The organism is Brenneria salicis ATCC 15712 = DSM 30166 (genome assembly GCF_003315515.1).
Classification (GTDB): Bacteria; Pseudomonadota; Gammaproteobacteria; order Enterobacterales; family Enterobacteriaceae; genus Brenneria; species Brenneria salicis.
Window position 1 is genome coordinate 55,148 of sequence record NZ_QNRY01000014.1, and the last position, 16,327, is coordinate 71,474.

At 53.5% G+C, this 16,327-nt stretch carries 16 protein-coding genes; 3 read left to right on the plus strand and 13 right to left on the minus strand.

What is annotated here, in order from left to right; all coding sequences use genetic code 11:
* Together DES54_RS08345 and DES54_RS08350 are read right to left on the minus strand one after the other, a co-directional pair.
* The gene (locus tag DES54_RS08345) at positions 1 to 966 is read right to left on the minus strand and encodes a Gfo/Idh/MocA family protein (protein WP_113866356.1); all 966 of its coding nucleotides are present in this window, start codon (positions 964 to 966) and stop codon (positions 1 to 3) included.
* 39 nt (positions 967 to 1,005) lie between these two features.
* The gene (locus DES54_RS08350; protein ID WP_113866358.1) at positions 1,006 to 2,397 is read right to left on the minus strand and encodes a PTS transporter subunit EIIC; all 1,392 of its coding nucleotides are present in this window, start codon (positions 2,395 to 2,397) and stop codon (positions 1,006 to 1,008) included.
* Positions 2,398 to 2,654: 257 nt separating this feature from the next.
* Here DES54_RS08350 and DES54_RS08355 point away from each other — a divergent pair, with 257 nt between their 5' ends.
* Positions 2,655 to 3,575 carry a LysR family transcriptional regulator gene (locus tag DES54_RS08355; protein WP_113866414.1) on the plus strand — a complete coding sequence of 307 codons (921 nt, stop codon included), beginning with the start codon at positions 2,655 to 2,657 and terminating at the stop codon, positions 3,573 to 3,575.
* Positions 3,576 to 3,695: 120 nt separating this feature from the next.
* Entirely contained in the window at positions 3,696 to 3,893 is a 198-nt protein-coding gene (locus tag DES54_RS08360; RefSeq protein WP_113866360.1) for a tautomerase family protein, read from the plus strand.
* A gap of 99 nt (positions 3,894 to 3,992) precedes the next feature.
* Here the strand turns inward: DES54_RS08360 and DES54_RS08365 are convergent, their stop codons facing one another.
* Positions 3,993 to 4,901, minus strand: a complete 909-nt coding sequence (locus DES54_RS08365) for a LysR family transcriptional regulator (RefSeq protein ID WP_244910737.1) — start codon at positions 4,899 to 4,901, stop codon at positions 3,993 to 3,995.
* A 159-nt stretch (positions 4,902 to 5,060) separates the two neighbouring features.
* Positions 5,061 to 5,747: a TetR/AcrR family transcriptional regulator gene (locus DES54_RS08370; RefSeq protein WP_113866363.1), complete on the minus strand. Its 687-nt coding sequence runs from the start codon at positions 5,745 to 5,747 to the stop codon at positions 5,061 to 5,063.
* Positions 5,748 to 6,116: 369 nt separating this feature from the next.
* On the opposite strand from DES54_RS08370, the gene DES54_RS08375 reads away from it, so the two are divergent.
* Complete coding sequence (locus tag DES54_RS08375; protein ID WP_113866365.1) at positions 6,117 to 6,914, plus strand: MipA/OmpV family protein; 798 nt, start codon at positions 6,117 to 6,119, stop codon at positions 6,912 to 6,914.
* A gap of 312 nt (positions 6,915 to 7,226) precedes the next feature.
* On the opposite strand, the gene DES54_RS08380 is transcribed toward DES54_RS08375, so the two are convergent.
* The 9 genes from DES54_RS08380 to DES54_RS08420 form a co-directional block, all read right to left on the minus strand.
* Positions 7,227 to 8,159 (minus strand): ABC transporter substrate-binding protein, encoded by a 933-nt coding sequence (locus DES54_RS08380; protein WP_113866367.1) that lies wholly within the window; start codon positions 8,157 to 8,159, stop codon positions 7,227 to 7,229.
* Positions 8,160 to 8,169: 10 nt separating this feature from the next.
* Positions 8,170 to 9,204 (minus strand): FecCD family ABC transporter permease, encoded by a 1,035-nt coding sequence (locus DES54_RS08385; protein WP_113866369.1) that lies wholly within the window; start codon positions 9,202 to 9,204, stop codon positions 8,170 to 8,172.
* Positions 9,201 to 10,193 (minus strand): FecCD family ABC transporter permease, encoded by a 993-nt coding sequence (locus DES54_RS08390; protein ID WP_113866371.1) that lies wholly within the window; start codon positions 10,191 to 10,193, stop codon positions 9,201 to 9,203. Before DES54_RS08390 ends, DES54_RS08385 begins: the two co-directional genes overlap by 4 nt.
* A complete protein-coding gene (locus DES54_RS08395) occupies positions 10,190 to 10,948 on the minus strand; it encodes an ABC transporter ATP-binding protein (protein WP_205680195.1) in 759 nt (252 codons plus the stop codon). Before DES54_RS08395 ends, DES54_RS08390 begins: the two co-directional genes overlap by 4 nt.
* A 65-nt stretch (positions 10,949 to 11,013) precedes the next feature.
* Complete coding sequence (locus DES54_RS08400; RefSeq protein WP_113866373.1) at positions 11,014 to 12,525, minus strand: TonB-dependent siderophore receptor; 1,512 nt, start codon at positions 12,523 to 12,525, stop codon at positions 11,014 to 11,016.
* A 15-nt stretch (positions 12,526 to 12,540) separates the two neighbouring features.
* On the minus strand, positions 12,541 to 13,392 hold the full coding sequence (locus tag DES54_RS08405) for a TonB-dependent siderophore receptor (protein WP_113866375.1): 852 nt from the start codon (positions 13,390 to 13,392) through the stop codon (positions 12,541 to 12,543).
* A 140-nt stretch (positions 13,393 to 13,532) separates the two neighbouring features.
* Entirely contained in the window at positions 13,533 to 14,561 is a 1,029-nt protein-coding gene (locus tag DES54_RS08410; protein WP_113866378.1) for a FecR family protein, read from the minus strand.
* Positions 14,562 to 14,577: 16 nt separating this feature from the next.
* Positions 14,578 to 15,090 (minus strand): sigma-70 family RNA polymerase sigma factor, encoded by a 513-nt coding sequence (locus DES54_RS08415; RefSeq protein ID WP_113866380.1) that lies wholly within the window; start codon positions 15,088 to 15,090, stop codon positions 14,578 to 14,580.
* 281 nt (positions 15,091 to 15,371) lie between these two features.
* Complete coding sequence (locus DES54_RS08420; protein ID WP_113866382.1) at positions 15,372 to 16,271, minus strand: AEC family transporter; 900 nt, start codon at positions 16,269 to 16,271, stop codon at positions 15,372 to 15,374.
* Positions 16,272 to 16,327 lie beyond the last annotated feature (56 nt).

The following is a 16,327-nucleotide window of genomic DNA, read 5'->3' on the forward strand; positions in this document are numbered from 1 at the left end:
TTAACAACCTCCGTTATTGACTCTCGCGGAATCAATAACATCCAAAGCCTTAAGACTGATGTCCAACATAGCATGAGCGCGCTCATAATCCAAATTATCTATAATGTGAGAAAACGCGTTGAACTCGTAATATAGACGGTGTTTATTGTTGTTCCCATCAATTAATTCCGATTCGCCCGTGTTTTTATTGAAAGTGAACGTTTTCAGAATATTCATAGAGCTTTCTATGACAATGTTTCCTTCAGTCCCTTGAATCGATATCATAATCGGCGCTTTGCAATCCTTTGCGCCGATACTGGATACTTTGAATTGACCATAATCTAAATAGAGAATACCACTGGTATCGACTCCTTTTTCAACATTCGCAAAGTATTGTGATGATTTTGGTGAACCAAACAATCCGATAATGGAATGTATGTTATAAATATTCAAATCCATCAATGCGCCGCCGTATTTTTTCGGATCGAATGCAGGATGAATGATACCGTTCTTAAAATCCGCATATCTTGATGAATACTGACTGTAATTAAATTGGGCGATTTTTATTTCACCTAATGCCTTGATTTTTTCTTTCAGTAAAACAAAAGCAGGCAGGTAATGAATATTCATTGCCTCAAGAATGATCAGGTTTTTAGCCTGAGCGATCTGTTGCAATTCAACTAGCTCGGATTTATAAGGAACAATCGGTTTTTCTATAATGACGTGCTTGCCTCTTTCAAGCGCTTGTTTTGCAAAAGAAAAATGTAAATGATTTGGCAGAGCGATATAGATGGTATCGACATCGCTTTGCAGCAGGCTATCATAGTCAACAAAAACGTGGCGGATCCCATAGGTAGCACTTAATTTATGACCTTCATCAACGGTGGCCTCTGTTGCCAAAATAGCGACTAATTTGATATCCAGATCGTTGATCGTGGTAAGCAAATCATGAACGATCATTCCGGTGCCGATAATTCCAATTTTCATAGATTATCTCTACTTATTTAAGTGTATAATTGATTTTCATTAATCTTCAGGATCATCCCATCCTAAAATTAACGTCATGATAAAGCATAGTATGAAAGACATTATCACTGCGATAACTGCATAAATTAAATTAGTGTACTCACTGCTTTTCATAAACATTAATATCGCCACCAGAGAAGGCACGCTAAACGAATAGGCTTTAAGCGAAACCACACCGATAAAGACGCCCGTTATACCTGATCCAATCATCGTCGCAATAAAGGGCTTGCGAAGTTTTAATGCCACGCCATAAATGACCGGTTCGGTTATGCCGGATATCGCCGCGGTGATGAAACCGGATATGGAAATGGCTTTCAGATTGGTATTTTTGGTTTTCCACGCAACGGCTGCACTGGCGGCGGAAAATCCGATATTCACCGCCAACATACAAGGCAATACAATGGATTCATGTCCGGTTGTTCCCATTGAACTAATCATATAGGGCACCATCGCCCAATGCATACCGGTAACGATCAAGAATGGCAATATTGCTGAAAAAATACCTAGCGTTAACCAGCTAAAGCTTCCCTGAGTGGCCGAAATAATTATCGACGCGATCCCTGAACCAATAATATTTCCCAACGGCGCCAGCAGAACCAATGAAACAGGAACACAAATTAGTAGTATCAACATGGGTTTGAAAATGGTTTTAGCCCATCCTGAAATATACTTATCGGTAATCGGTTGTATTAAGGATAAAAAATAGACAATAAGAAAGGCGGGAATGACAGATGAGGCATAATGTGAAGCCACAACGGGAACGGTTAAGAATGACGAATTTCCTCGTGTAAACATCGCAATAAGATCGGGATGAATAAGAATACTTACGATGACGACCGATAACATCGGGCTACATTTCATCTTCACTGCTGCGGAATAAGCCACCATGATAGGCATAAAGTAAAAGGCGGCATCACTGATAATACCGAGAAGTTTGATGGTGGGATATTCCGTCGATACATTGAATAGCTCTAAAACCTGGAGAAGTATCTTAATCATCCCGCCGCCAATAAGCACCGGCAGTAGGGAACTCATGGTTCCGGTAATAACATCAAGGATTGAGTTGCCGATTTTTTTTATGGAAAAAGATTTGCTGGATGATGATTGTTCCTCTTTTAGCTCGACTGACGGGCTGATATTATCGTTTACTGCTATCAGTTTCATCAGATAGGTATAAAAACGGGATACATCCGTCCCAACGATTACTTGATATTGTCCACCTCGACGGGAGATTCCCATCACGCCGGAAATATTTTTGATGCGCTCATCATCAATGGTATCGTCTTTTTTCAATACAAACCTTAAACGCGTCATGCAGTGGGATAATGAAACAATATTTTCCACTCCACCTATTTCACGCAGTATGGCTGATGTTGAGTCTACCGTTGTCATAATACAAATCCACCTTGATTTTAGGGGAAAAAAAAACCTGATTTGGCGAAATTTCTATTGAAACAGAAATTTCGCCAAATCAGGTTTTGCCTGCTGTGCAGTTACAATCCACGCACATAGTTTAATAAAAAACTGACGTTGACAATCTGATCAACGTAATATTGTGATGAGTATCTCATCACTAACTGAATTGCGGTTGCCGCCGACTATGGTAGGCTGCAATGCTTACTTAAAATATTTTTCTTGGGTGTTGAATGATGACACCTGTACTGCTTGCAGATACGCTGAAAGGAATAACGTATTTTGTCGTGGCGGCAAGTGCGCAAAGTTTCACCGCCGCCGCGGAAGAATTAGGAATAACCAAATCCGCCATTGGCAAAAGTATCCGTCGCCTTGAAGAAAAGCTTGGCACCCCGCTTTTTCATCGCACCACCCGAAAGATAAGTCTGACCTCCGAAGGCGAAACCTATCTGACGAGTTGCCTCAGCGCGCTGGACACACTCAATGCGGCTGAACTGGCGTTATGCTCTAATCTCACAGCGCCTTGCGGCACGGTTCGCATTGATATGCCCACCGCATTCGGTCATTCAATTATGATGCCTATTTTGTTGGGGATGACCGAACGTTATCCGCATCTGAAGCTGACCGTTACTTTCAATGACAAGGTGATTGATCCACTGGATGCGGGATTCGACCTGGCTATACGCTTTGGCTCGATGAAAGATCACCCGGATTTGGTGGCGCGCCAACTCAATAAACAGCATTTGATTCTCTGCGCCTCACCCGGATATCAGGCTTGCCGCGGCGTTCCTAACACGCTGGAAGATCTTGCTCAACACCGGTGTGTGATGGCATGGCGGGGCGGTTCGCCGCTGAGTTGGCTGATAAAAGGCACGGACGGTCGGGATGTCAAATTCAACCCGACGCCTTTTCATCAAATCAGTGATGGTGACGCCATGATTGAGGCGTGTATTATGGGCGCCGGGATCGTGCAGTTTCCTGAATTATTGCTGCGTCCTTTTATTGAACAACAGAAGCTGAAACCCGTGCTGTCGGCGCTTGCGCCATCGCCCACTGAACTGAACGTTATCTGGCCGCGCTCCCGTCACTTATTGCCGGGCGTGCGGTTTATTGTTGATGAGTTGCTAAGATTGTCTGCGCAAAACGCTTTTAACTGATTGTGGAATAATATTCTACTCTGTGTCATCTGCCGATGTGTTTATCAACTATCGCCGTGAGGCTATGCTTCTTCACAATGTCAGCTAAACTGATAAATCAAAGCATAAAGGAGAAATATCATGCCGGTGGTTAACATTCAGATGTTTGATGGTCGTGATAGCGCAAAGGCCGCCATTGCTAAAGACGTGACGGAATCCATTGCTAAACACGCGAAGGTCGATCCGCAATATGTGTATGTCATTTTCAATGACGTAAAAACCGAAAACTGGGCGATTTCTGGTGAGATTTTTGCGGAAACATTGAAAAAATCAGGCTGAAAATACGTTCTGCCTGATGTGTCTATCCTGTCTTTAATACCGGGCCGTTGTCACCCTCTCAACGGTTTCGGTATGACTAAGCCGAGCCTGGCACGGTGACTATTTATTACGGTTACCAATTATCCACTGACCAAATTTATTACGGATACCAAACTCCTCCGTCAAAAAATCGAGAAAACTCCGCAATTTAGGGGTGATCCTGCGATCAGGTGCATAGAGCGCATGCAAAGGTCGGCTGGGGACATCATAGCCCGCTAATACCCGTACCAGTTCTCCTGTCGCCAGCAAAGGATTAACCAATTCCACAGGTTGCATCATGACCCCCATGCCCGATAAAGCCGCGCGAGTCAGGGCTTCGCCGCTGTCGATGAGCAACCGTCCCGCCACCGGAACCTGTACGATGCCGGATTCAGTTTCATACACCCACTGCGTTCTGAGGGTGGTGTGGGTAAAGATTAGGCACTCATGGTTTACTAAATCTTGTGGTTTCGTCAGCGGCGGCGCGCTGGCGAGATAGGCTGGCGATGCGCAGGTCACAAGCTGATAAGGAGCGAGTTTTTTAGCTATCAGTCCGCTGTCAATCAGTTCCCCGACGCGAAAAACCATATCGTAACCCTCATCGATCAGGTCAACCATACGATTTGACAGCGTCAGTTCAATAGAGATATCCGGGTAGGCCTTGAGATAGCGCGGCAGCAATGGAGACAGGGCGTTGACGCCGAAAGTAACCGGCGCATTAATGCGCAAACGCCCGCTGGGTATCGCTCTGGCCTGAGCAGCAAAGGACTCCGCCGCTTCCACTTCGGCGAGGATTATCTTACAGTGTTCGTAAAAATGACGACCGGACTCCGTTAGGCTGTGTTGCCGGGTGGTGCGGTTAATCAGCCGCACCCCCAGATGTTGCTCCAGCATGGAGACATGTTTTCCCACTAGTTGCGGTGACATGGTCAACACATCCGCGGCAGCAGTGAAGGAGCCGGTTTCAACCGCCCGGACGAAAACGCTCATACTGGTCAGTCTGTCCATTCCAAACTCGCTGTTTCAAAAGTACGCGCAATATTGTGATTTAACTCAATAAGCGCACAGAATAGCGTTATCTGTAATGAAACACACTCACAACCATGAAATGACAGCCGCTATAACGGATGGCGACAATCGGGGGTGTTTTCACTGTGGAAATTCGCACACATAAGCGCGCATAAAAACTGTTACCGAACGCGAGGCGATCTCCTTGCTTTGTTCATCATTCAGTTTGGTTATCACATTGTGTAAACCCGCTTCATTTATCTCTGACACCAGCAAACCAAAATAATGACAAGCAACCACATGGGGATCGGCCCTGTGAAAATATCCCATATCAATCAGTGGACTAAAATATTGTTCAAGATGTTTTATGACACGGGACGGACCTTGCTCATAGTAATGCCTGCCGATCTCCGGGTGCGTTGCCGCCGCGGCAATCATCATACGCCGCACCGCCAGAGCCTGCGGCGTATGAAAATGCGTGAGAATGTACTGGCCGAATTGGGTCAGCGCGTGTTTACAGTCTGCTTCATGGCTAGGGAAAATAAGGGAATCGACGGCGTTTTCAGTACTGTTGCCGGTTTGCGGGCCATTTCCGCTACGGTACAAGAAATTGATTATTTCGTTGTCATGTCCCTGAGACGCTTTAACGATCAACGCGGAAAACAAGGCTTCTTTCGAGTCAAAATAGCGATAGAGGGTGGATTTCGCTCTGCCTGATCTTGCCGCTATCGCATCCATCGCCGCCTGTTCAAACCCCACCTCAAGGAATACCTCGATAGCGGCCGTTAAAAAAGCGTTGCGCACGCTTTCTGTTTTGCTTCTGGACATCAGTGCTCCGTCAAGTTCCTTGCTGAGAAAAAAAGAGGATTATTCCGAAACGATGCAGTATCGTTCTGGGCTTGTCAAGAAATGTTGCCAGTAGCGCACCTGAGGAAAAATAAAAGGAGGTTCATTCTAATTAATTGATTATATTAATTTATTATTTGTTGACAACCCATTTGGAGTAACAATAGTGAAAGATTAAAAGTGTAGAATTGTGGATTGACAATAACAAAACGAAACAGTATCGTTTCGTTTTGTTATTTAATATAATGTTGCGTATAAACGCAATAGTCAGAGCGATGGATGTGTTTTTCCAGATTTTCCAGGGCTTGACGACGCCCTTGAATACCCCCTCACGTTAAAAAGGACTATGAAATGAAGCATCACACCCATTCTTTCAAGCTGGTCGGCGGTTCTGTCTCTGCGGCAGCGGCGTTCGCCGTCGCGCTTTCCTGGATGCCGACGGCAGTGGCGCAGAGCGCGAATACAGGCGAGGGGCAATCCTCACAGTGGAGTCTGGGCGCTGGCGTCGCTGTCGTTCAGAAACCTTATCGTGATATTGATACGGATGTGCTTCCTCTGCCGATATTTTCTTATGAAAACCGGTGGATTAGCGCCTCCGTGCCACGGCTGGATCTGAAGCTCAACGCCAGCGAAGCGTTTTCTCTGCGGCTGCGGGCCAAATACGCCGGGGACGGCTACGATGCGGATGACTCTCCGTATCTTTCCGGCATGGATGATCGCAAGGGCGGCGTCTGGGCTGGGGGGGCAATGATCTGGAAGACCGGTATCGTCGATCTCTCGGCTGAGGTGCTCGGCGACGTTTCCGGCGAGAGTAAAGGCACCCGCGCCAAATTACTGGCGGAACGGCGCTTTGCGTCCGGCGCTTTCGGCATAACGCCGCGGGTGGGTGTCGAATGGGTCGATAGCAAATTCGTTGATTACTACTATGGCGTGAAAACATCGGAAGTACGCGCAGACCGCGCTTTCTATGAAGGCGAATCCACCGCCAACGCCGAGGTAGGGGTGCGGATGGACTATACTATGGCGCGTCGTCATACGTTATTCCTTGATGCAAGCGCCACTCGGTTCGGCAGCGGCATCAAAGATAGCCCGCTGGTTGATAGTTCAAGCCAGACCGCGCTCAGCGTCGGTTATATCTACCGTTTTTAACGGCGGCGTTCATTGCTCATGACGCCGGAACGTCATGGGCAATCCTGTTTCTCATTGGTTGTAACCCTTTCCCCTGGCGCTATATCCCATCAATCAGGCTCCCCGTTTTTGCGTTAAGCCATGAGCGGGAATATGCAGCGGGATAATCCCTGACCTGTCAGACGCTTTTATTGACTGCTGATAGCCAATCCACATCTCGATTGGCTTTTTTATACAGCATGGCATGGCGAGTTTTGTGCAGATAAAATCAATACTGGCGGTGACATCCGCACGTTAAAAAATGCATTCCGCATCTTATCCGTTCAGAACGGACTACTTTGCGGCGATGGCGGATTCAACGTTTTTCAATGTCATTTCCAGCCCTTTAAAGCTCGGCGGATAGACTTCATAGCGCGAAAAACGGAGTACACGCTGATTAACGAACGCCTGTAAAAAACCGCGCGCGCCCGGTGCAATCCGATCGAAATCCTGCTCGATGCTCTGTGCGTCTTCGCCTTGATCCGATAAATACGAGGTAACGATATAGTCGGCGTCAATGGACTCTATAAGCTCTGCGCCGATGGTCATCCGATCGGTCCCCGCAGGGATGGTCTCGACGATCGGCATGCGGCGCAGACCGAGATCGTCCATGACGGTGGTCAATGCGCCGTATTCTTTAAGGATCTGTATCGTTCCGTCTCGGCCATTAACCAGCAACGCCACATAGGTGCCGGGCACGTCCAACCGGTTACGCAGCGCGGTCGCTTGCGCGGTGTAACGCTGCCTTAGCGCGTCGAATTCCGCCCTCTTGCCGAGCCAGTCGGCCAGATCCTGATAAAGATCGAGCATGGGGCGGCCCTGTTCCGGGTTAAACAGTAGCGTTGGCGCGATGCTCGATAGCGGCGATCTCAGCGCGGCGTAATCACCGGTGTTGGCAAGAATCAGGTCTGGTTTGAGCGCCCGCAGCCGCTCCAAATCAAGTTTCCCATGTATGGAAGCCAGCGCGATCTGCGAAAAATCCAGCCCAAACAAGTCGCGTGCGCCGCGCATATACTGGCTGCCGTCGGCGGCGAGCCGCCCGGTGCTGGCAATCAGCGGCGTACCCAGTTCATGCGTCATCACGGTGAGCGTCCAGTCATGCAGAGAGACGATGCGCCGCGGCGCGTCGGGTACGTTGACGATATTGCCCGAATGGTCGGTAACGGTGCGCGCCTGAGAGAGCGGCACAGTGAAACAGCAGGAGATAAACAGCAGGATACGGAACATCGCGTTTCTCTTATGTTTGTTTTGCGGTGGCTTTGGCGAAGGCCAGAAAGCCGATGACGCCGACAATGGATACAATCAGGCCAGCCGGCACGATAACCGGTAAAAACAGCGTCCGGCCCGCGATATCCGCCAACAGCAACAACAGCGCGCCGATCAGCATCGCCACAGGCAGCACCTCGTCAGAGCGATCGGCGACCAGACGCCGCGCGGTGTGGGCGGCAATCAGGCCAACGAAGGCGAATGGGCCCGTCAGCGAAACGACGGGCGCGACCAGCGCGGTCGCCAGCAGAACCAGTAATGGACGCGACCAACGCGGCGCGGCGCCGATAGCGCTGGCTTGCTCGACGCCCAGCATCAGTGGCGCCATAAGCCGTGGCGCGGCGAACAGCAGAGTGCCGAGCGCGGCCGCCCAATGCGCCAGCCTGCCTGCATCGGCGAATGATACAGCGGTCAGAGAACCGTGGGACCAGATGACATAGCGCGAAAATTGCGTGATGCCGCCGCTGACCATGACGATTTCGATCACCGCGCCCAGCGTAACGCTGACGGCCAGCCCAATCAGAATCAGTCCATTAGCGGCCCGCAGGCGGAATGCCAGGGTCAACACCAGCGCGCCAGTCATCAGCCCGCCAAGCAAACCGGTTGCCGCCAGCCATTCGGCTGGAATACCGAACAGCATCAAGCCGAGCAAAATCGACGCGCTGACGCCCGGTGAAATACCAATCAGTCCAGGATCGGCCAGACCATTGCCGGAAACGACCTGCAACAGGTAACCGGAGGCGGCGACCATCGCGCCGCCGAGTAGGGCGACGATAACGCGCGGCGCGCGGAGTTGCATCAGCGCGTCGGTTTCCGCATCGCTCTGCGTAACCGGCGACAATAGCCAACGTAGGATCGCCAGCAGTGGGGTATCGGTGGTGCCGAGGCATAGCGCCGCGCCGGACACCAACACCATCACACCCGCCAGCGCCGCCGTCACGATAATGAAACGGCGCGAGCAGGGGAGATGAACTGGGCCCAGCCGAAAAAAGTACCTATGCCTCATGCCGTTCGTCTCCGCAATACCATCAGGGTGATGAGCAGAAACGCGATCCCGCCGACCAGCGCCATGATGGTGCCGACGTTGAGCAGTCGGGGAGCCAGCAGCATACGCGCCAGAATGTCCGCGCCGGTCAGCAGAGCGCTGCCGAGCAACATGGCGACGGCGAGCGGCATGCGTCCGCTTTCGCCGACAAACAGCCGGGCGATATGCGGCACAATCAGCCCGACAAAACCGATCGGGCCTGCGATAGTCACCGCCAGAACCGGCAGCACCACCGTGGCGGCCAGCGTCAGCACTTGTATCCATTGCGGATTCACGCCCAGCGCGGCGGCTTGCTCTGCGCCGATCCCCAGCACGTCGAGCGGACGCGACAGAAGGAAAAGCACGGCCAGGGCCAGCAGACCGAACGGCCAGAAAACCATCAGCGTCTGGTAGTCGAAAATACCGATATCGCCCACCAGCCAGCCTAACATATTGCCGAAGGCGTCCGGATCGAGCGACAGGATGAAGGCAGTGGCCGATGAAAACAATGTGGCGCTCATGGCGCCGCCAAGCACCAGGTTGAGCGGTTCGCGGCGATGCCGTCCCAGCAGATCGGCGGCAAAAAAAGCGAAAATCAATGCGCTGACGCCGCCCGCCAGAGCGGGCCACACCAAATTCGTACCGGACAGGCCGAGGAAATAGACGCCGCCGACGGAAAAGGCCGCCGCGCCGCTGTTGATGCCGAGCGTTGACGGCGAGACCAGATCATTACGCAGCAGCTTTTGCAGCGTATAACCCGACGCCGCCAGCATCGCGCCGATACCGAGCGCGACGACAAGACGCGACAACCGCTGCTTAACGACGACGATATGCGAATAGTTTCGCGGATCGTAATCAAAAAGCGCGGCCATCACCACCGAGGGGCTGAGCGGTCGGGCGCCGATGCACAAGTGTAATACCGACAGCATCACCAGACCGAGCGCCGCGACGGGCAGCAGCAGCGCTTTCATGACCTTCTCCCTGACGATGGTTCCCCGGAAGACACTTGCCTTGCCGACAATGCTGCTGTGGGAATATGGATGACCGCATTGCCGATATTTATCGCTTCGGTGCGGATACCGTAGACTTTCTCTATCGCCGGGATGGTCAACACCGCCTGCGGCGTGCCGCTGGCTTCTATGCGGCCCTGATCCATCAGCACCAGCCGGTCTGCGTAAAGACTTGCCTGAGTCAGATCATGCAGTACGGCAACCACAGCACGGCCATTGCGTGATTCCGCGCGCGCGATGTCGAGCAGCGCATACTGATGTTTCAGATCGAGATGATTGGTGGGTTCGTCAAGCAGCAGGATCGGCGCATCCTGCGCGAGCGTCATCGCCATCCGTACCCGTTGAAGCTGGCCGCCGGAAAGCTCGCCGAGACGTCGCTGCGCGAGATCGGCAATCGCCATTTTTTCCATTGCCAGCGCCACCTGTTCACGATCGTGCGGTGTCTGGCGGCGCAGCCAGGATTCATGCGTGTAACGCCCCATGCCGACCAGATCGGCGACGGTCATACCGGCCGGAGCGTCGCCCGACTGAGCGAGCATGGCAAGCCGCGTCGCCAATTGCCGCCGACTGTAGTCGCCTATCGGTTGTTTGTCGATCAGCACCCGGCCTTGCGCGGCGTTCAACAGGCCGGCCAGCACCTTAAGCGCGGTGCTTTTGCCGCATCCGTTCGGGCCGATAATCGCCATAAACTCGCCCCGGCGCGCTTCAAGCGTCACTTCGCGCAGCGACCGGCAACACAGCGTTTTCCATTACATTATCCGTATCATATAAATTATCCGTATCAAAACGTGGCCTCGACCGTGGCAAAGACACTACGCGGCGCGCCGGGATGGTTTTCGGTGCGGCTGACCGGTGTGGCGATATACGCCTGATCGGTCAGGTTGCGGCCAACCAACGAAAACGCCAGGTTTTTATTGAGCTTGTAGGAAACCATAGCGTCCAGACGGTAGTAACCGGCGACGGAGAAGCTGTTATCGAGATCGCCTTTTCTGGCGCCGACCGCCTGTAGGCCGGAACCAAATTTCAGGCCGGACAGCGCGCCACGTTGCAATTCATAGGTTGTCCACAAACTGCCGCTCCATAGCGGTACGCCGGTCAAGCGGTTACCGGCTTCATAATCCTGATCGTGGGTGATGCGTGCATCCAGATAGGCGCTGGAGGCGATAACGCGCCAGCCGGGGGTGATTTCACCGGTAAGGTCGATTTCCACGCCGCGAACGGGCTGTTCGCCGGTGGTTACCGCGTAGTCGGAATCCAGTGGATCGCTGGCTTTAACGTTGGTTTTGGTGATCTGAAACACGGCGGTGGTGAGTGAAAGCCGGTCTGGGATCAGATCGATTTTTACGCCGCTTTCAACCTGCCAGCCCTCTTCCGGCGCCAGCGCCAGACCATCACGGGTCTGACCGCTTTGCGGCGCGAAACTTTCCGCATAGCTGGCATACAGCGAAACCGGATTAATCGGTTGATAGACCAGCCCCAGCCGTGCGGTCAGCGCGCCATCATTGATATCAGGCTCGCCATCGCCGATTTTCTGATCCATTTCCTGCCAGACGCGATCGTAGCGCAGTCCCGCCAGCGCCTTCCACTGCGGTGAAAATTCAATCTGATCCTGAAGAAACACCGACGCCATTTTAATATTTTCAACGAAATCCGAGTTTAAACGCGTTGTCGGCATGGCCGCGCCGTAAACCGGATCATAGATATCAATGGGATCGATATTGGCGCGGTAGGCGGTAAAGTCCATCCGTGAGCGGCTATACTGCACGCCGCTGAGCAAGGTATGGTCGATAGTGGCAGTGTACAGTTTAAGTTGCGCTTCCAGTTGGGCGTCAATATTGCGCGAATCTTCCACCCGATCGCTATAGCGGCGGTTGAGCGTGCGGCCATCGTCTTCCAGCGAGCGGTAATCTATGCCGGTATCATTAACACGGGCATCGTCATAACGCAGCGAACCACGCAATGTAAGTTGGTCATTAACGTTGTGCTCGGCGCCCAGCGAAACGCGCGTTTTATGCGCGTTAATTTCCGACCATTTTTCGCCAAGAAAACGCTCTGGCGGCAGGGTGACCTGATTGTCTCCGCCGACGATCAAGCCCCGGTCGAAGGGTAGCGTCTGGTTAGTGTAGTCGAGGCCAAAGGTGAAACGCGTCGCGTCGGTCGGCTCCCAGCGCAAGGCGGTGCTAATGAACTGACGGCTGCTGCGGGCACGGGCATCCTGGAATCCGTCTTCAGTCTGGAGCGCGCCGGACAAGCGGCCGGAAAGCGTTTTAGCGTCATTCAGCGGGCCGTTCACCGATCCTTCGCCGCGCTAGAAGCCGAAACTCCCGGTCTGAAGCGAGGCATCCCCGCCAAAGGTATAGCTTGGCTGGCGCGTGACGATATTGATGAGGCCGCCCGGTTGTCCGCGACCGTACAAAGCGGAAGCCGGTCCTTTTAGTACCTCGATACGCTCCACATTGGCCAGGTCGAGAAAGGTTTCTGGACGATCGCCCACCGGGTTGAGCATGACGCCGTCGATGGCGTAGGACGGCGATGAGAAATCGCGCACCATAAAGGTTTCCGCCCGGTTGCCGGACGTGCCGCTTTGCTGCACGCCGGACACGTTCTGTAACGCTTCGCTCAGACTGGTGGTCTGTCGGTCGGTAATGACGTCACGCGGCACCACCTGAATCGATTGCGGAATATCACGCAACGCGGTATCGGTTTTGGTGCCGGTTGCCGAGCGGGTGGCGCGATAGCCGTTGACCGGGCTGGTTGCGGTTTCCGCCACGGCGGTGACGGTCACGATATCCGATGTTGTGACGTTGTCACTGTCCGCTCTGACGATTAACACCGTCGCGGGGGAAATAAACTGGTAGCGTAATCCGGTGCCGGCAAGTAGTCGCTCAACCGCGGCTTGCGGCGTCATTGTTCCCGCTACGCCGGGGGAGGATTGTCCCTGCATGATGGCGGCATCGGCAGAGGTTTGCGTCCCTGTCTGTTGACTGAACAGGAGCAGCGCGTTCTGGAGCGACTGCGGGGCGATATTTACGGTTTTTAGCTCGCCGATGTTGACGGGGATAGACGAAACCGCCTGTTGCGCGGTTGCCGATGTGCTGACGCCGAGTGTGATCATCACAGCGCTGATAATCTCTTTTCCTGCCATCCCCTTTTTTCTCATTCTCCAAACCCTTGTCGTTTATGCCGTTGAAAAGGCGATACGCCGCTATCGCCATGCCCCTGATTAAAGAACGAAATAGCGGATGAATTTTTCAGAGAAAAATGACGTTTTGCGGAAAAATAGTGGGAAGTCCAGTTTTATCAACGTGTTGAGATAACGGTAACCCACGGGCTGATTTGCCGTGCGTTGCCGCCGTGCGCCTGGGCGAGGGCTCTGAGGGCATCCACTGGCGCGTTAAGATCATAAGCCCCGGTGACTCGCTGTTGCGCCAGCGTGCTGTCAGTCAGAAGGATAGCGCCGCGATAATGGCGGCGGATTTCTTCCACCACATCCGCAATGGGACGGTCTTTGACGATCAACATGCCGGCGCGCCAGCCGCCGACTAATTCCGGCGCATCCTGGCCGCGCTCGACCTGTCCGTTTTTGGCGATACGCACCCAATCGCCCGCTTGCAACGGCGCGCCGATACGTGGCTGAGCCTCCGGCGCGGCGACGGCGACGCGCCCGTGATTCACCGCCACCATCACGCTATCAGCCATCAGCCTGACATCAAAGGCGGTGCCGAGCACGGTCGTGTCCACCGTTCCCGCCGCCACGTGGAAAGGACGCGCCGTATCAGGTTGTACGTCGAAATAGGCTTCGCCGGACAACAGTATTACCTGCCGCGATCGGGGTTCGAACGTCACCTTGATGGCGCTGTCGGCGCCAAGACAGACGGTGCTGCCGTCATCCAACCGAATCTGACGGGTTTCAGCGATCCCTGTGGCGTAGTCCGCGGCCAGCCATTGGTTGATGGCGGGTTGCAGCAGCACCGCAAGACAGACCACGGCCGCCGCCGCCGACAGCGCCAGACGGCGCAAATCGACGCGCCAGCGTTGAGACGCAACCGGATGCGGTGGTGGCGTAAATCGTGCGGTGCGAGTGTGCAGATTCGGCGTATGGCGCGTTTCATCCAGCAGGTTCCAGACATGCTGCGCTTCAAGCCATGCCCGCTGATTTTCCTCGCTGCTGTCACGCCAGGCGTTGAATCGCGCCAAAACGTCCGTATCGTTCGGATCTTCCTGTAACGCAATCAACCAGTCGATAGCATCCTGCTGCGCCTGTTTTTCTTTCTCGTTCGATTGAATGGGATTGCTTCCTATGGAATTAACGGCTTGCCAATAAGCCACTCACATAAATAACGAATCAGCTTGCTGTTTTTTTAGCAAGACGCCGACGACAGTGCGCCAGCCCTTCATAAATCAGCGAATGCGCCAGCGTGACGGAAATATTGAGGTGGGCGGCGATCTCTTTCAATTTGCAGCCATTGAAATGGTGCATTTCAAGCGCGATACGCGTGCGTTCCGGCAGTTCGGCGATGGCTTCCATGATAATACCTAATTCGCGCCGATGCGCGATGATCTCTTCCGGCGACGGCTGTTCTTCGGCGACCGTCTCCATATCCGCTTCCGTATCGAACCGGCGCTTTTCGATGCTGGTGCGCCGGATCCAGTCGATGGCGAGATTACGTATCATCCGGCGAAAATAGCCTACCGGTTCATCAAAAAGGCGGTCCGCTGCGGTGGATTTCAGGCGGATAAACGCTTCCTGCACCACGTCTTCACCGTGCGAGCGATCGCCGATGATAGTCGTCGCATAGTCAATAAACTCGGCCCGGTGCGCGAGATAGGTGTTCAGGTTTTTCTCGGTATAGCCCAACGGTTGTTACCTTAATCCCGAAAACGAGAAGACGATGTAAAGATGGGTTGCGTTGCCAGACCAGAGTCTATCCTGTCAGGTTCGCGGCGCAGATGACTGTGTTTTAAGAATAAACGCGCGCCGCCATCAGGATGGCGGCACGGCGTACTTATGGGGCGGGATTATACTTGATAACAATTATCATTCAATAGAGGGTTGCTTTAGCCGGGATCGTTTCGGGTGATGCCTGACCCATTACCGGGCAGGCGTCACGGCCACACGGGATTCAATGACGGCGCGGCTTAAAGCAGACTGATTATCCACATCCATAGCGGCAGAGTGGCCATCGACAGCAGCGTGGAAAGACAAATAGCCGAACTGGTGGTCTGACTGTCCTCCCGCGAGCGCGCAAATCCCAGCACATTGACGCCAGAGGGGTTGGCGGCCATCAACACCAGTACGCTGCGCGGCATGCCGTCGATGTTCAACAACAGGCAGGTCAGCAGCACCAGCAAAGGCATGGCGAGCAGCTTGGCGACGGTGATGCCGGCGACAAGCGTGCTGGGACGCAGCCGATAGCCGGAGAGGTTGGCGCCAAGCACAATAAGCGCGCAGGGCAATGCCGCCTGCGCCAGCCAGGTCGCCAGCGTCATGCTCCAGCCCGGCAGCGTCAGGTTAGACAGATTGACCGCCGTTCCCAACAGCAGGCCGCCAATCATCGGATTGGCGAGGCTGGCGACCAGAATGCCGGCTTTGAACGGTTCGCTGCCCGCGAGGCTGTCGTAGAAGCTCTGAGCGCTGAACAGCAGCAGACTGTGTACCGCGAGGACGGTGAACAACAGCACCAGTCCGCCGTTGCCAAACAGCCCCGCCACCATCGCCAGACCGATCAGGGCATTGTTGGCAAAGGAGGCGGTCAGGCCGAAGGGGGTGGGATGCCCCAGCCTGCGATGGGCGAACAGGTTGACCACCGCGAAAATGAACAACGCCGGAATGAAATACGCGGCCAGGATCTGGATGTTCAGGCCGTCGTGCAGCGGCGCGTTGATCATCCCGGTGAACAGCACCATCGGCATGAACAGTTTGAAAGCAAGGCCGCCCAGCACCTTGTTGGCGTGGGGATCAAGGACGCCACGACGGGCCAGAACATAGCCGAGTATGATCAGCAGGAAGATAGGCAGGATCGTTTGTGACACGTCCACGGCGGTTAGACTCCTCAAAAAGTGTGCAAATCTTATTATTACCGGCTTGTTTCGCT

Bases quoted from the DNA above. Each gene is read 5' to 3' on its own strand.
- DES54_RS08360 (WP_113866360.1), top strand. From the start codon at position 3,696: ATGCCGGTGGTTAACATTCAGATGTTTGATGGTCGTGATAGCGCAAAG.
- DES54_RS08385 (WP_113866369.1), bottom strand. From the start codon at position 9,204: ATGAGGCATAGGTACTTTTTTCGGCTGGGCCCAGTTCATCTCCCCTGC.
- DES54_RS08365 (WP_244910737.1), bottom strand. From the start codon at position 4,901: ATGAGCGTTTTCGTCCGGGCGGTTGAAACCGGCTCCTTCACTGCTGCC.
- DES54_RS08390 (WP_113866371.1), bottom strand. From the start codon at position 10,193: ATGAAAGCGCTGCTGCTGCCCGTCGCGGCGCTCGGTCTGGTGATGCTG.
- DES54_RS08355 (WP_113866414.1), top strand. From the start codon at position 2,655: ATGACACCTGTACTGCTTGCAGATACGCTGAAAGGAATAACGTATTTT.
- DES54_RS08345 (WP_113866356.1), bottom strand. From the start codon at position 966: ATGAAAATTGGAATTATCGGCACCGGAATGATCGTTCATGATTTGCTT.
- DES54_RS08380 (WP_113866367.1), bottom strand. From the start codon at position 8,159: ATGTTCCGTATCCTGCTGTTTATCTCCTGCTGTTTCACTGTGCCGCTC.
- DES54_RS08370 (WP_113866363.1), bottom strand. From the start codon at position 5,747: ATGTCCAGAAGCAAAACAGAAAGCGTGCGCAACGCTTTTTTAACGGCC.
- DES54_RS08375 (WP_113866365.1), top strand. From the start codon at position 6,117: ATGAAGCATCACACCCATTCTTTCAAGCTGGTCGGCGGTTCTGTCTCT.
- DES54_RS08350 (WP_113866358.1), bottom strand. From the start codon at position 2,397: ATGACAACGGTAGACTCAACATCAGCCATACTGCGTGAAATAGGTGGA.
- DES54_RS08405 (WP_113866375.1), bottom strand. From the start codon at position 13,392: ATGAGAAAAAAGGGGATGGCAGGAAAAGAGATTATCAGCGCTGTGATG.